14 protein-coding genes and 1 riboswitch are annotated in these 14,793 nt (G+C 38.7%); of the genes, 2 read left to right on the forward strand and 12 right to left on the reverse strand.

Features of this window, described 5'->3' with window-relative positions; genetic code table 11:
• Positions 1–45: 45 nt before the first annotated feature.
• Together QKW49_RS14290 and QKW49_RS14295 are read right to left on the reverse strand one after the other, a co-directional pair.
• The gene (locus QKW49_RS14290) at positions 46–1,014 is read right to left on the reverse strand and encodes a TIGR01212 family radical SAM protein (protein WP_282863333.1); all 969 of its coding nucleotides are present in this window, start codon (positions 1,012–1,014) and stop codon (positions 46–48) included.
• A 69-nt stretch (positions 1,015–1,083) separates the two neighbouring features.
• Positions 1,084–2,178, reverse strand: coding sequence for a 6-phosphofructokinase (locus QKW49_RS14295; protein ID WP_282863334.1), 1,095 nt, complete (start codon positions 2,176–2,178; stop codon positions 1,084–1,086).
• A gap of 241 nt (positions 2,179–2,419) precedes the next feature.
• Here QKW49_RS14295 and QKW49_RS14300 point away from each other — a divergent pair, with 241 nt between their 5' ends.
• Positions 2,420–2,593, forward strand: coding sequence for an asparagine synthase (locus tag QKW49_RS14300; RefSeq protein ID WP_282863335.1), 174 nt, complete (start codon positions 2,420–2,422; stop codon positions 2,591–2,593).
• A 337-nt stretch (positions 2,594–2,930) separates the two neighbouring features.
• Positions 2,931–3,076: riboswitch (cyclic di-AMP (ydaO/yuaA leader) on the forward strand.
• A gap of 10 nt (positions 3,077–3,086) precedes the next feature.
• Positions 3,087–3,998, forward strand: coding sequence for a peptidoglycan-binding protein (locus QKW49_RS14305; protein ID WP_282863336.1), 912 nt, complete (start codon positions 3,087–3,089; stop codon positions 3,996–3,998).
• Positions 3,999–4,332: 334 nt separating this feature from the next.
• On the opposite strand, the gene QKW49_RS14310 is transcribed toward QKW49_RS14305, so the two are convergent.
• From QKW49_RS14310 to QKW49_RS14355, 10 genes are all read right to left on the reverse strand, one after another.
• Positions 4,333–4,953, reverse strand: coding sequence for a DUF4093 domain-containing protein (locus tag QKW49_RS14310; RefSeq protein WP_282863337.1), 621 nt, complete (start codon positions 4,951–4,953; stop codon positions 4,333–4,335).
• 202 nt (positions 4,954–5,155) lie between these two features.
• Positions 5,156–5,851 carry a FadR/GntR family transcriptional regulator gene (locus tag QKW49_RS14315; RefSeq protein ID WP_282863338.1) on the reverse strand — a complete coding sequence of 232 codons (696 nt, stop codon included), beginning with the start codon at positions 5,849–5,851 and terminating at the stop codon, positions 5,156–5,158.
• 86 nt (positions 5,852–5,937) lie between these two features.
• Positions 5,938–6,978, reverse strand: coding sequence for a zinc-binding dehydrogenase (locus QKW49_RS14320; RefSeq protein ID WP_282863339.1), 1,041 nt, complete (start codon positions 6,976–6,978; stop codon positions 5,938–5,940).
• Positions 6,979–7,009: 31 nt separating this feature from the next.
• Entirely contained in the window at positions 7,010–8,260 is a 1,251-nt protein-coding gene (gene larA / locus QKW49_RS14325) for a nickel-dependent lactate racemase (protein WP_282863340.1), read from the reverse strand.
• Positions 8,261–8,319: 59 nt separating this feature from the next.
• The gene (gene sucD / locus QKW49_RS14330; RefSeq protein WP_282863341.1) at positions 8,320–9,189 is read right to left on the reverse strand and encodes a succinate--CoA ligase subunit alpha; all 870 of its coding nucleotides are present in this window, start codon (positions 9,187–9,189) and stop codon (positions 8,320–8,322) included.
• Positions 9,186–10,334 (reverse strand): ADP-forming succinate--CoA ligase subunit beta, encoded by a 1,149-nt coding sequence (sucC, locus tag QKW49_RS14335; RefSeq protein WP_282863342.1) that lies wholly within the window; start codon positions 10,332–10,334, stop codon positions 9,186–9,188. The genes sucD and sucC overlap by 4 nt, the downstream gene beginning before the upstream one ends.
• A 3-nt stretch (positions 10,335–10,337) precedes the next feature.
• Positions 10,338–11,705, reverse strand: coding sequence for an aldehyde dehydrogenase family protein (locus QKW49_RS14340; RefSeq protein WP_282863343.1), 1,368 nt, complete (start codon positions 11,703–11,705; stop codon positions 10,338–10,340).
• Positions 11,706–11,738: 33 nt separating this feature from the next.
• Complete coding sequence (locus QKW49_RS14345) at positions 11,739–13,022, reverse strand: TRAP transporter large permease (protein WP_282863344.1); 1,284 nt, start codon at positions 13,020–13,022, stop codon at positions 11,739–11,741.
• Positions 13,019–13,507 carry a TRAP transporter small permease gene (locus tag QKW49_RS14350; protein WP_282863345.1) on the reverse strand — a complete coding sequence of 163 codons (489 nt, stop codon included), beginning with the start codon at positions 13,505–13,507 and terminating at the stop codon, positions 13,019–13,021. Before QKW49_RS14350 ends, QKW49_RS14345 begins: the two co-directional genes overlap by 4 nt.
• Positions 13,508–13,724: 217 nt before the next feature.
• Positions 13,725–14,789: a DctP family TRAP transporter solute-binding subunit gene (locus QKW49_RS14355; RefSeq protein ID WP_282863346.1), complete on the reverse strand. Its 1,065-nt coding sequence runs from the start codon at positions 14,787–14,789 to the stop codon at positions 13,725–13,727.
• Between the last annotated feature and the right edge of the window lie 4 nt (positions 14,790–14,793).

Here is a 14,793-nt window from a genome sequence, read left to right on the forward strand (position 1 = left end):
GGAGTGAGGAATAAAAACCACGCCCCACTCCTTATGTATTTCTCCTCACTCCCCACTCCCCCACTTCTTTACCGCCTTACCATTCAAATAGTCGAATTTTTTGCCTTGATAACTATCTTTGCGCTCCATTTCGGCCTCAATCATATCCCGGATCTTCCACCAGCTCATATTCCAATTTACAAATAGCGTATTTTCTTCAGGTGCCCTTCCGATAAGACGTTGGATAGTAATTGCGGGATTGAGATATTCTAAAAAAACAATCACTCTATCCACATATTCCTCAACCAGGATAATATTTATCTCACCTTTCCGGTACAGATCTCCCATCACTGTGTTCTTAACCATATAAAGCGAATGAAGCTTCACCTGTTTTATACCTAGTGCAGATACTATCTTTGCATTTTCTATCACATCATCCATAGTATCCCAGGGTAAATTAAGTATAAGATGTACGCAGATATCAAACGAATAATGATGAATTCTTGTAACTGCATCAATGAACTCTGCCAGCGAATGCCCCCGGTTGATTTTCTTTAGCGTGTGATAGTTAACCGTTTGGAGCCCCAACTCAATACTAATCTCAATCTTATATTCCTTTCTCACATCATCCAGAAATTCAAGATAGCTATCATTAATACAGTCCGGCCGTGTAGAAATAGCAATTTCTGCAATTTCAGGAACGCATGCTTCTAAAATATAGGCTTTAAAAGCATCCAAAGGCAAATACGTATTAGAAAAATTTTGAAAATAAGCTATAAACTTATGTACATTGTACTTCTCTTGTATATATTTCATATTGGTTTCAATTTGCTGTTTTACCGATAACCGGTTAGATAGATTTTCAAACCCAGCTCCTTCTTCTCCGCAAAAAGTACACCCTCCGCAGCCTACCGTTCCGTCCCTATTAGGACACGTCACAGAAAGATTTACAGGAAGCTTATATACTTTCTCACCATACTTATTTTTTAAATACTCAGAATAAACATTATATCTCTTTTCAACCGCTTCTATCATATACATACCCCCATATCAATGACAGTTCACGGATTTTTTGCTGTGAACCGTGAACTGTGAACCAAAATATCATTCCCCAAACGATATGCCTATATTTTTCGCTGTTGTTACCAATTCTCCTTGAGGATTGACATTCTTTATCTTACCGATGACATTTTCCAAAGAATCATATGCCATATCATTGCCTTTTAATGTAACCATATTACCAAACTTTTCTTCCATAATCAATTCTACTGCTTTCATCCCATACCGTGTAGATAATATCCTGTCATAAGCTGTTGGAGTCCCTCCTCTTTGGAGATGCCCTAAAATAGTTGCTCTTGCTTCCAGCTCTGCAATTTTTTCAAGATCGCTGGCTATCTTCGCCCCTATTCCTCCGAGCCGAATTGGGTCTGGACTATTTTCCACTACTTTGCTGACAATCATCTCTCCATCCTTAGACTTGGCTCCTTCTGCTACCACTACGATACTAAAATCTTTATCATGATGTCTTCTATCATTAATTTTTTCTGCTACTTTTTCAATATCATAGGGTATTTCGGGGATCAAAATGGCATCTGCTCCTCCTGCAATACCCGCTTCTAAAGCAATCCATCCCGCATACCTGCCCATTACTTCCAATACCATAATTCTATGATGAGATTCGGCTGTAGTATGCAGTCTATCCAACGCCTCAGTAGCTACCGCAACTGCAGTATCAAATCCAAAAGTAACATCGGTAGATGCGAGGTCGTTATCAATGGTCTTCGGAACCCCTATGACATTTATACCTTTTCGCGCAAAATCTCTTCCACTAGTCAAAGTACCATCACCACCGATGATAATCATTGCGTCAATCCCTGCATCCTGTATATTTTTCATTCCTACATCCGATACATCGCGATAAACAGTTTTTCCATCTTCAATAAAAGGATATTTAAACAAATTATCCTTATTTGAACTATAGAGAATTGTTCCGCCTTTCGGAAGTATGCCTGATATCGCTTCCATATCCAGCTTTACGGTTTGCCCTAAATATAATCCTCTATATCCGTTTTTGAAACCCACCACTTCCAGACCATATTTTAATATTGCAGTTCTTGTGGCTGCTCTAATAACAGCATTTAGTCCCGGACAATCACCACCGCCTGTTAATATCCCTATTTTTTTTATTTTTTTATCCATAACTACCTCCATACATTTGTAGATTTTCAATTGCAATAATTATAGTTTATCCACAATTCCATTACCTATTATAATCAGCTATCAATCTCTTTTTTTAATATTTGCTAACGCATTATGCTGCTTTTTTGTTTTTAATAAGTATCTATATTATCTTCATTATGCTTTGGGCAGTATTTGGTTTGCATAAAGTCATTTTGAACGTGACATGCTATAAATGAAATCTCATTAAGGAGGTTTTTTGATGAAAGTACGTGAAGGATTAATTCCAACGGTATTAGGAAGCGCTGTAACTGTTGGCGGACTTGCGTTACGTAGTGTGAATCCGCTTATCGGATGGGGTGTAACCGGATTTGGCTTAGCTCACATCGTTCTAGGTACAATAGATCTTGTTGAACATCGTGGCATAAGAGAGTAACGAGGCAAAACAATTGTGGAAAGTGGTAGTGGAAAGTGAATATACATCCCACTACCCACCATCCACTTTCACTATTCTTTATATATCATTTTCCCCACTATCCACTCCTCACTCCCCACTTATTACAAAAATATTAAAAAAGTATTACGGAATTTAATGGTATTGACCACCATTATCTATAAAATCTATAAAAATACTAGATTATATCACCTATATTATATATTTTACCTCTCACGAACATAATTATGTAACCTTCTACTTTGACGTTTAGATCTATATAATTTATAATACCATCATTGTCATATTACTGATACACTTTGCTGAATCTCCACTAAGGAATGACGGAATAATAATACCCGATTTTCAAGCAATGTGGGGTACGGAGGAACCAATTTATCGGGGTGAATCTACATTTTTATGTAGTAGGTATACCTTCTTTACCAAACCCGCCAGCTAACTCCGAAAGCACATAGAAACGGAAGGAGTGTTTATAATGAAATTATCAATAAAGTTAGCAGCTTGTACATTTGTGACAGCCGCTGCATTAATGCTGTCATCCAACGCTTTTGCTGCCGAGCTGCTAAAAGTAGGTTCACAAGGCAGTGAAGTTTCAAAATTACAGCAAACTTTGAAGAGCAAAGGTTATTATTCTTATATTGTAACAGGATATTACGGCTCTATCACTAAAAATGCCGTGACAGCGTTTCAACGCAGCAACGGACTTGCGGTTGATGGCATTGCCGGTTCTCAAACACTGGGAAAACTGTATTCCGGTACTACCTCAAGCAACTCTACTTTATTAAAAGTAGGAAGCTCCGGTAATGAGGTAACCAGATTACAGCAAACATTAAAAGGCAGACGCTTGTTCCAGCATGCGGTAACAGGATATTACGGCTCTATCACTAAAAATGCCGTAATGTCGTTCCAACGCAATAGTGGACTTGCGGTAGACGGCATAGCGGGACGTAATACATTAAATGCGCTTTATAACAACAATACTGCTACTATATCTAATGCTTCTGCCGTAAATAATTATACCGATCAAGACCTTTATTGGCTGTCAAGAATTATTGAAGCTGAAGCAAAGGGTGAATCCTATACAGGTAAGGTAGCCGTAGGAAATGTAGTGCTTAATAGAGTGAAGTCCTCCCTGTTCCCTAACACTGTAAAAGGAGTAATCTTTGAATACTACAAAGGAATCCCTATGTTTAGTCCTGTTGAAAATGGTACCATCTATAATACTCCTGACCTGGAAAGTATTAATGCTGCAAAAGCTGCTCTAAATGGTGAAAGACCGGTTGGCAGTGCTACCTATTTCTTTAACCCAAGCCTCTCTAAAGGTACCTGGATTGTAAATAACAAAACATATGTGAGCAAGATTGGTGATCATGCTTTCTATGCATAAAGCAACTATAAGATAAAAAAGATTAAGTATGGTTTCATTACACACCATGCTTAATCTTTTTCTTTGTTATGAGCTTCCTTTATAGCTTTAAAAATCCATGTTACTCTTTATCACCGTATTGCTCATAGTGAGCTGCAATATCCTTATAGATTTTATTTCCAGGTTTTTAACTTTCATCTTTCTAACTTGTTTTACGCTTTGCTTGGACAACCTAACTTTTACTACTTGAAAAAGTACAAGTTTTCTGATATATGCAATTTTTAATAAGGATGTTATCCAATTTCTAATACTCAGCTTTCTAATTTCACATAGCTTCAGTTTTAGTATATTCAGTTTACGGGGTCTTCTCGGTACTTTTTTTCCAATCGTCACAATCAATGATCTCCTTATACTTCTTATAACCATACAATGTATTTAAAACGTCTAACAGTGCATTTGTAGAAATCCGCGAAGGCAAGTTCAGATATCTGGTTAATTTTTGTCTTAAGTCACTGCTGTTTGGACTTCCAATAAATCCGTCTTCATATAAGTCTGTTCGAAGAATCTTTTTCTCCTGTATATCAGTTCTACTTTCATCAACAATAATACATCCTGCATTTTTTAACGCTTTTAGAATAAGTGCATTATTTACACCTTCTACCCCTAATAGTCCCTCTTTTCCAGGAATGGTCTTTCTCTTTTCTTTCCCCTTAATATCAGGTATGTATGCATGTTTTACAAACTGAGCCGGAACACACTGCTTAATATAATTTCTAATAAGAAAGCCTGCACGATCCGAGTCTGTTAGAACTACAATTCCCGTTTTCTCTGCCAGCTTCCGAATAAGTTCTATCTTAGTATTATCCTTAAATATACTGAATCCTCCGGTTATGATGATGGTAGCATCCACCATCTGATCTAACTTGATTTTATCATAAGTTCCTTCTACAATGATCGCTTCCTTAACTTTAATCATATATACACCCTTGCATGATATCGTTTTTTTATTATATTATACTCCTAATAGTGGATAATGAAAACATCTGAAAAAATATAAGTATATGCAGTAGCACTCATTACCAACACTAAAAAACAAATAGGTATATCACTACAAGGATACAGTGATATACCTATTTGCTATAAATCAAGATAGTCATCATTTTATCTATATAAAAAACTCAGGTATTTGTAACAATAAATTTCGTTCTGTCATATGCCCGCTTGATGTGTGAGCGCATCAGCTTTTCGGCCAGCTTTTCGTTACGCTGTTCAATTGCGTTATACATCTCCTCGTGCTCAGAAACTATATCCAGCGCATTAACATATGCGTTGGCTAGCTCGATTGAGGAGCTAAGCAATTCCGAGCACAGTGTTAATATGCTTATAAGAGCACTGTTGTCGGCCGCCTCCGCAACGGTTTTGTGAAACAAGCTGTCAGCTGCCAAACCGAAGCCGTTATTTTTGATATCCTCTTTCAAAGTCTCAATCGATTGCCTCAAAGCTAATAGATGCTGGTCTGTTCTATTTTTAGCAGCAAGACGGGCACTGTAAGTTTCCAGCAAAATACGCACATCAAACATATCAAGAATAAACTTTTCGTCTTTTGTCACTACTCTCGCAAGATTCAAGAACGCTTTGTCCATGCTTAAATGTTTAACATAGGTTCCTCCACCCACCTTAGACTCTACAATGCCAATCAACTCCATAGCACGCAGGGCTTCACGGATAGAGGTGCGACTCACGCCCAACTGCTCCACAAGCTCGAGTTCGGTCGGAATTTTGTCACCTACTGTAAGCTCACCGCTTTCTATCTTTTGTAGAAACTGTTGTACAATATCTTCATAGACTCTTTTCTTTTTCACAGGTTCCATCATATTAAATACCCAACTCCTAATACGATATGCTGCGTTTGATTCTATCACATATCGAATGTTTAATCAACGCATCAATTAAATTGTTTCTATTGCCTTTCATCATCGGGTAAAAGTAGAATCTTATATCCTGTTTTATTGATAACCATATCAAATCCTTTTTTCCACTCTTCTATCGGCAATCTGGCACTAATTAACGGTTTCATATTTATCTGACCATATTTTAGCATTCTTAATGCTCTTTCCCAAGATGTTCTAGTTGACGTGAAACTATTTGTCATAGTAATTTCTTTTTTCAACGCCAGGTCATGGTCAAACATGATTTTCTCCCCATATAATCCAACTTGAGCATATAGACCGGTCTTCTTCAATAATCTGATGCATGTATCCGCTGATTGTGCAACTCCTGCACATTCGAAAGCTACATCAAACCCATATCCATTGGTTATTTCTTTAGTGCGTATGAATATATCTTCCTTATTCACCAACATGGTTTCAAATGCCCCTAATTTTGACGCCAAAGCCAGCCTTTCACCATCAATGGAAGTGCCTCCGACAACTACCTTACCCCCGCTTGCAATTGCCGCTTGCATTGTTAATTGACCTATTGTACCAGGTCCGGATACATATACATAATCTCCTGCCTTTACGGTAGCTCTTTCTATCACACTTCTTACGACACAGGCAAGTGGCTCACATAGTGCAGCTTCTTCTAAAGATACTTCATCGGGTATTTTGAATGCTTTATCCGCAGGTATAACAAGATATTCAGCAAATGCTCCATTAATACCGCAACCAATCGCAAGTCTGCTCTCGCACAACATAAATAATCCTGCATGACAGTAATTGCATTGTCCACACGAGATTACAGTAGTGAGTGAAACTACTCTGTCACCAGGTTTGAAATCTTTTACATCTTCCCCTACTTCATATACAATACCACTATACTCATGCCCCATTGTAACCGGAGGGTTACTGTCAAACTCATCCCTCATGATATGGATATCCGTACCACAGATTCCTATTGCATATACCTTGATCTTTATTTCGTTCTTTTGAGGTATTGGTTCAGGTACTTGTGTAAGAGCAACACCATCTGCTCCTCTGCATTGTTTTACTAACGCTTTCATAAACGCACCTCTGTTTAAACATTTATTTAAATCATGGAATTAATACAGGAAGTGTAGACCCGCCGTAAGGCATTAAATATACTTTACTGCTAATACCTGTTTTTTTAATTGCTTCATTATATGCTCTTTCAATGTCTTTGAACGGTTTCATAAAAAGCTTTTTAACGAATTCGGCATCCAGGTCGGATACAAGATAAATATCACACTTCTCCAAAATCATTGCAATGGCAGCTGCTTTATGACCTCCAAGTTCAAAATGTTGCTGTATCTTTTCAATCATTTCTTCAGATGATTGTGCGCCGAGCATCCACTTTTCAAATACGTGTTCCCCAAGTCCTTCTTTACAGCTTGCCACCAAAATGACAACGCCGCCGTCCTTTACCGCATGCTTTGAATTATCAAGTGCTTTCTGCGCTTGATAGAGATTAATGTCTTTCGGGTATCCTCCGGGTGAAACGATCACAATATCTGCTTGCTGTGCAATCTGCACCTTGTAGAGCTTGTCAAGAAATTCGCAACCTTCCCGATGCGCAGCTATATGATGTCCTGCAACCGCTTTAATAATGGTCTTATGTTCGTCTAAAATTACATTTAATATGAAATCTATGGACACAAACTTTGCTACTTCATCAATGTCCTGCCGTACAGGATTGCTCAGCATTTCTCCCGCCTTAGCCTCCGCCATCACCATCTTACTGTGATTTGCCTGGATGGCTTCTCTATTGGAAACACCCGGCATAATCGCTTTTGCTCCGCCGCTGTATCCTGCAAAATAGTGATATTCTATATTACCGAGACATATTCGTCTATCGGCCTCCGCTACCGGTCTGAAAATATTCACCGGCGTGCCGAAAGATGTTTCTCCCATAAATACACAATCATCTACATCACTATCCAGACATTCAATCTGCTCATATATTTCATCACCTACAAGATAGCGCTGTTCTTGCTCCGTATGCTTGCGGTGAGATCCCATTCCAAAAACGATTTTTATATCTTTCTTCGATATTCCCGCATCATACAACTCGTTTAATATTTCAGGCAGCACCTTTTTACTCGGCATGGGACGCGTAATATCACTTGTAATAATCACGACCTTTTCCCCGGGTTTCACAATGTCTTTAAGTCTATTCGAGTCAATCGGCTGTCTTACAGCGCGTCTTACTTCTTCTATCTCTGAGGTTTCTATCTTGACATCATTCGGCTGCATCACACCCAATAGATCTTTATCATCAATCTCAATCCCCAGCATATCCTTGCCGAATCCCAGCTTGTATTTCATAAAATTCACCTCTTTTCGAAAAGGGTTTTCATATTTTTCTATCTATACACCAACCATTCTCAGAGTATTTCTTCAAGTATTTCAACAATGTGTTGGGTACTTTCTGCGATATAAACGCCTGCTTCTTTCAGACATTTCTCCTTGTTTTCCGCGCTTCCGGTTCCATCAGGAGATACAATCGCCCCGGCATGGCCCATGCTTCTTTCCTTTGGCGCATTCTTTCCGGCCACAAGCGCAACCACCGATTTAGTTATGTATTTCTTGATATATTCCGCTGCAAGCTCTTCTTCATTCCCTCCGATTTCACCAATCATCACAATGGCTTTTGTCTCAGGATCTTGTTGAAAAAACGGTAAGATATCCACAAAAGTGGAACCTGGAATCATATCACCGCCCACTCCCACACAAGTCGATTGACCAATCCCTTTATTGGTCATCATAAATACCGTTTCATAACAGTTGGTAGCACTTCTTGACATAAGCCCCACATTCCCGGGCATAAAAATCTTATGCGCCATAAATCCTGCTTTCGCTTTGCCGGGAGAAATGATTCCGAACGAGTTAGGGCCAATCACCCGGCATCCTTTTTTCTTAGCCATATGATAAACACCCATCATATCATGGACAGGTACGTGTTCTGCGATTGTCATAATCAGCGGTATGCCTGCGTCCATCGCTTCATATGCACTGGCCGCCGTAGCTTTCGCAGGTACGAAAATAACGGTAGCATTCGCATTGGTCGCTTCCATCGCTTCTTTTACCGTATCAAAAACCGGTACGCCAAATACGGTTTCTCCGCCTTTTCCCGGGGTTACTCCCGCAACAATATTGGTTCCGTAATCCAGCATCTGTTCAGTATGAAATCTACCTTCCCTACCTGTAATCCCTTGTACAATCAGTCTCATATCTTGATCTACCAGTATGCTCATCTTGCATTCCTCCTTTCTACCAGTGCACTGACCCCTTCTCGGATACTGTTTACCGAAACAACATCACCTTCCACACCTTTTATAATTTCTAATCCTGTTTCTTTATTTGTACCTTCCATACGTACAATAACGGTCTTATTCGAAGATTGGGCTTCCATCGCTAGCTTTACTCCGCCTGCCACTTCATCACACCGAGTGATTCCACCAAATATGCTCACAAACAGCGTTTTGATGTTTTGATTGGACAATACAATTCTAATCGCTTCTTTTATTCTATCGGCAGTAGCTCCCCCACCAAGGTCCAACGCTGCTCCTACCGTCATTTCTTCTTTTGATATCAGATCAATACAGGACATTAACATGCCTGACCCATTACTCATTACCGCAATGTCTCCGCCTTCTACAATCGGAATATATAGGAACCGATGTTTCCTTGCTTCCAGTACCAATTCCTCTTCCGGCAAAGAATCTCTAAACGCTAACATATCCGGCATTCTATATAGCGCACTATCATCAATGGTGACTTTACCATCTCCTGCAACAAGATTCTTTTCAGGAGTAACAAACAGGGGATTGATTTCGGCAAGCATACAATCGTAATTCGTAAATACTTTATATAAGTTATTGACAATCATACTCATCTGATCAAAGTATTCCATACCCAGTTTCCCTTTATTTAGGATATACCGGATGGTATAATCTTTTACCCCTACTAAAGGATCAATAAGTATTTTCGCAATTTTCTCAGGATTGGTTTTAGCCGTTTCTTCAATATCAACCCCCCCCTGGGAACTGAAGATCAGCATAGGTACTTTATTTAAACGATCAAGGGTAAAACTGATATAACACTCTTGTATCGCTTCAGTCATATGTATAATTAATATTTGATTTACTTTAAATCCTTTCAGGTCACTGTGCAGCATGGTTTCGCAAATACCAACTGCTTCATCGGAATTGTCGGCAAATTTTACACCTCCTGCTTTCCCTCTGCCTCCAACCTGTACTTGGGCTTTGACCACTACGGGATACTGCATATCCTTAATTTTCTCTTTGAGTCCGTCCAAGCAGTCGATTACAACTCCTTGCGGACTTGGAAGTCCACACTTTACAAACAACTCTCTTGCCTTATATTCTGTAAGCTTCATAGATTATTCACCCCATAACTCTTCATCACCAGGCACTTTGGCATCTTTTATAAAATATCCTATACGAGACACATTAATAAAATGTTTATAATCCACATTTTCTGAAACACTATTGTTGCCCCATGATCCGCAGCCAAGTGTGGTTGTAGGCGCAAGTCCATTAAAGAAACTTCCTCCGTTGGAAGTTGCGCAAATCTGATTCACTAACAGTCTGCTTATCGTGAGATTCACTCCAGCGTATTCAATATTTGCCGTATTATTTGAGTGTATACAAACAGAATGCCCTTTTCCCTCTACGTCCAGGTTCGCTTGGGCAATACTTACCGCTTCCGAGAATTCTTTATATCTAAAAGCAGCAATCACAGGACACATTTTTTCCTTACACAAAATATCTTCCGTACCTATGCCATCTGCTTCAACTAAAATCACTTTTGTATCTTTGGGAATATCAAGATTTGCCATCTCAGCGATCTTTTGTACCGATTGTCCCACAACATCTTTGTTCATAATACCATCTACAAAAAGCACTTTTCTTAATGCCTCTTTTTCATCTTTATCATCAATATAGTAAGCGCCATTCATTTTAAATTCTTCAATAATTTTATCGTAGTCTTCTTCCGGGGCAATCACAGTCTGTTCCCCTGAACAGATAATACCATTATCAAAAATTCTTCCGGCTATAATCTTAGGTACCGCCTCTTTAAGCTCTACATCTCTGTCTACGATACACTGCACATTGCCTGCACCAACGCCATAAGCCGGTTTTCCGCTGCTGTATGCAGCCTTCACCATACCCATACCGCCTGTAGCAACAACAACATCCACAGCCTTCATTAACTCATTGGTTAGTTCTACAGAAGGTTCTTCAATGATTTGAATTAAGTTTTCCGGAACATTATATTTTTCTAGGGCTTTATTGAATAATTCAACGGTATATTTACCACATCTTTTTGCTCTCGGATGGGGTGCGATAATGATTGCATTTCTTCCTTTCAAAGCAAACATCGCATTACACATAGGCGTAACAATAGGATTGGTACAAGGTGTCACAGCTCCTACAACACCTACAGGCTTTGCGATTTCAACAATACCGGTTTCTTCATTTCTATTGATAATCCCTACCGATTTTTTAGGTTTTAGGCTATGCCAAAGGATTTTTGCTTTTCCTTGATTTTTTTTAATTTTATCTTCAAATACACCCATCCTTGTTTCGTCAGCTGCCATTCTTGCAAGTTCGACAGCATTATCAAAAACTACTTTTGCAATTTCTCTTACCACCACATCTACTTCGGCTTGGTTGAATTGCTCATACTTTTGCTGCGCAATCTTTGCTTTAGCTATAAGACTTTTCACATATTCTTTACTATCCATTTTGAATATCCTCCTTAAATAGGTATGATTTTATTATGGTACCAGCAGACCTGGTAAGGCTAATGATATAGCCGGTATATATGTAATAAGCAAAAGTACCACTATCAATATACCCAACGGCTTAATAATAGCTTTGGAAATCTCTTCAAGAGATAGCTTGGCAATACCACATGTAACAAATAAATTTACTCCTAGAGGAGGAGTAATAAAACCTATAGCCAGATTCACTATCATAATAATGCCGAAATGAACCGGATCAACTCCTACCGCTGTGACAACCGGGAGCAGAATAGGTGCTAATATGATGATTGCCGCAAGTGTTTCCATAAAACAACCCACAAACAGCAGCAGTATATTAATCAATAAAAGTATTACAATTTTGCTGTCAGTGAAAGCTATAATTGCATTGGCCAATTTTACAGGAATTTGTTCCACTGTCAAAAGTCTTCCAAACGTGGTGGCCGTACCTAATATAATCATACAGGTCGCCGTAACCAGAGAAGATTTAATTAATATATCAGCTATATCGGGTAATTTTATATCTCTGTAGACAAATACACCAATCACAAGTCCATAAATTACAGCAACAGCAGCAGCCTCTGTAGGTGTAAAGATCCCACCATATATCCCGCCTAAAATAATGACAGGCACAAGTAAAGACCATTTCGCATCGTTAACAACTGCCCACTTTTCCTTGAGTGTATACTTTTCACTGTCGCCTGTATACCCATTTTTCTTTGCGTAATACCAGCTCCATATCATAAGCGCTACCCCAATGAGTACGCCTGGTATAAATCCGGCAATAAATATTGTACTTATTGAAACACCGGTAGAAACACAATATATAACCATAGGAATACTAGGAGGTATAATAACGCCTATCCCTCCCGCTGAGGCAATAATACTTGCAGCAAACCCTTTATTATAACCCTTTTCGATCATTGAAGGAACCATAAGTCCCCCTATGGCAGCAACAGTTGCAGGACCCGAACCCGATATCGCCGCAAAAAACATGCATGTGACTACCGTAACAAGAGCCAAACCTCCCGTATATTTACCACAAACCAGCTTTGCGGTTTTTAAGAGCCGGCTTGAAATCCCGCCCCTCCCCATAATCTCTCCTGCAAGAATAAAAAACGGGACTGCCATTAAAGGAAAGGAGTCAACAGATGTTACCAAGCTTTGCGTCATAAATGATATATTCAGCTTACCACCATAGAATATTGTGACCATTGAGGAGAGACCTAACGCTACTCCAATTGGAACATTTAAAATCAGGAAAACGACAAAAGATCCGAATAGTATTAATGATATCATTTCAATTCTCCTTTCCTTACAGCGTTAATTCTCTCAATAATATTTTGTATGAGTCGTAATGAAATAAGGGCATATCCCACAGGCAGGGCCATATATACAAATGCCATCTTTATGCCCATCGCGGGAGATACTTGGTCTAATTCGTTAATAAGTGCACACATTTCATAACTTTTATATGTGATAAATGTCGCAAAAAACAAGAACAAAAAGTCCGATATAAAAAATACCACGGTTTTCATTTTCTCCGGCAAAATCATTAATGCCGCTTCAACCTTTATGTGAGCTTTTTTCTTAACACCATAGCTTATACCTATATATACAAGCCAGACAAACATATATCTTGCTATCTCTTCCGACCACGAAAGGGAATTTCTCATCACATACCGCATAAATACCTGAATACCTATTATGCCAGCCATAGAACCTAATAAGCCAACAAGCATAATTTCTTCTATGCGCTCATTCAAATACTTTAATACTTTCATAAAATACTCCTCCATACTGACAACATAATTAGAAGTAATGCGCTACCCTCACTCACAGCCTCTCCCAACAGTTTATAATGTATTTCCTCCTGTTTATCTAACTTGTTTTGCAAGTATCATATCCATAAACAGGAGGAATTTTAAAACCTTATTACTCTAAAAAATTAAAATAATTTTATGTGTTTTCATTCATGTAACTCAATAAGACAGCCTGCTATTATTTGGTAGCATTGAGGAAAATGTCAACAATTTCAGTTCCAGCCTTAGCTTTTACATCTTCAATAACAGGCTTGGTCATTTGTCTGAAAGCATCTCTTTCAGCATCAGTTAATTCTATAACTTCAATTTTTTCTTTTATCTTTTCTTTTGCCTTCTGCTCATTCTCAGCAGCAATACTTCTTTGAAGTTCAATAGATTCTTTTGCTGCTTTGTCAACGATTTTTTTATTTTCTTCCGATAAACCATTGTAAAAATCAATATTCATTACTATTACGAGTGGAGAGTAGATATGTTGCGTATCAATGGCATATTTTTGAACCTCATGCAATTTAGTACTATATATAAGTTCAAAAGGATTTTCCTGCCCATCGATGGTCTTTTGCTGCAATGCTGTAAAGAGTTCCCCAAAAGCTATAGGAGTAGGATTTGCACCAAGCAGCTTCCATGTAGCAATATGTATGGCATTTTCCATTGTTCTAACTTTCATGCCTTTTAAATCTTCAGGCTTTCTTACTGCAACACTGCTTGTGGTTAGATTTCTAAAACCGTTTTCAGAGAACCCTAACCCTTTAAGTTTTTTGGCTTCGAGATTCTTAAGAAGAGCCTTACCTGCCTCACCATCTAGAATCTCATAAACTTGTTGTCTGCTTTTAAATAAGAAGGGAATATCCAAAACAAAAAAGCTTGGCTCGAAACTGGCTACCGGTGCAGATGAAGACTGGCCTGCGGTTATATTCCCCAACTGGCATCCTTCCATAATCTCTCTATCTCCACCCAATTGCTGGTTAGGATAGATCTCAACTGCCATAGTTCCTTTTGATTCTGCTTCAACTACTTCTTTGAATTTTATCCATCCTGCATGACTTGAATGATCTTCCGGTGCACCATGGGCAACCTTTATGGTAATTGTCTTACCTGTTTTTTCTCCACTAGCCTTTGGCGCTTCTGTGGCTTTTTGACTATCGCCTGAATTTGACGGTTCCAGTGCTGGCTTAGATGCACACCCAGCAAACATAGTAATACTCACCAATACAACTAACAGCATTGCAATACATTTTTTCATATTC

The organism is Petroclostridium sp. X23 (genome assembly GCF_030013905.1).
In the GTDB taxonomy this organism is placed as follows: domain Bacteria; phylum Bacillota; class Clostridia; order SK-Y3; family SK-Y3; genus X23.

Excerpts from the sequence above, each read along its gene's own strand:
- QKW49_RS14300 (WP_282863335.1), top strand. The coding sequence starts at position 2,420 with ATGAAAGTACGTGAAGGATTAATTCCAACGGTATTAGGAAGCGCTGTA.
- larA (WP_282863340.1), bottom strand. The coding sequence starts at position 8,260 with ATGAAATACAAGCTGGGATTCGGCAAGGATATGCTGGGGATTGAGATT.
- QKW49_RS14305 (WP_282863336.1), top strand. The coding sequence starts at position 3,087 with ATGAAATTATCAATAAAGTTAGCAGCTTGTACATTTGTGACAGCCGCT.
- QKW49_RS14290 (WP_282863333.1), bottom strand. The coding sequence starts at position 1,014 with ATGATAGAAGCGGTTGAAAAGAGATATAATGTTTATTCTGAGTATTTA.
- QKW49_RS14310 (WP_282863337.1), bottom strand. The coding sequence starts at position 4,953 with ATGATTAAAGTTAAGGAAGCGATCATTGTAGAAGGAACTTATGATAAA.
- QKW49_RS14340 (WP_282863343.1), bottom strand. The coding sequence starts at position 11,705 with ATGGATAGTAAAGAATATGTGAAAAGTCTTATAGCTAAAGCAAAGATT.
- QKW49_RS14320 (WP_282863339.1), bottom strand. The coding sequence starts at position 6,978 with ATGAAAGCGTTAGTAAAACAATGCAGAGGAGCAGATGGTGTTGCTCTT.
- sucD (WP_282863341.1), bottom strand. The coding sequence starts at position 9,189 with ATGAGCATACTGGTAGATCAAGATATGAGACTGATTGTACAAGGGATT.
- QKW49_RS14345 (WP_282863344.1), bottom strand. The coding sequence starts at position 13,022 with ATGATATCATTAATACTATTCGGATCTTTTGTCGTTTTCCTGATTTTA.
- sucC (WP_282863342.1), bottom strand. The coding sequence starts at position 10,334 with ATGAAGCTTACAGAATATAAGGCAAGAGAGTTGTTTGTAAAGTGTGGA.
- QKW49_RS14295 (WP_282863334.1), bottom strand. The coding sequence starts at position 2,178 with ATGGATAAAAAAATAAAAAAAATAGGGATATTAACAGGCGGTGGTGAT.
- QKW49_RS14355 (WP_282863346.1), bottom strand. The coding sequence starts at position 14,789 with ATGAAAAAATGTATTGCAATGCTGTTAGTTGTATTGGTGAGTATTACT.
- QKW49_RS14315 (WP_282863338.1), bottom strand. The coding sequence starts at position 5,851 with ATGATGGAACCTGTGAAAAAGAAAAGAGTCTATGAAGATATTGTACAA.
- QKW49_RS14350 (WP_282863345.1), bottom strand. The coding sequence starts at position 13,507 with ATGAAAGTATTAAAGTATTTGAATGAGCGCATAGAAGAAATTATGCTT.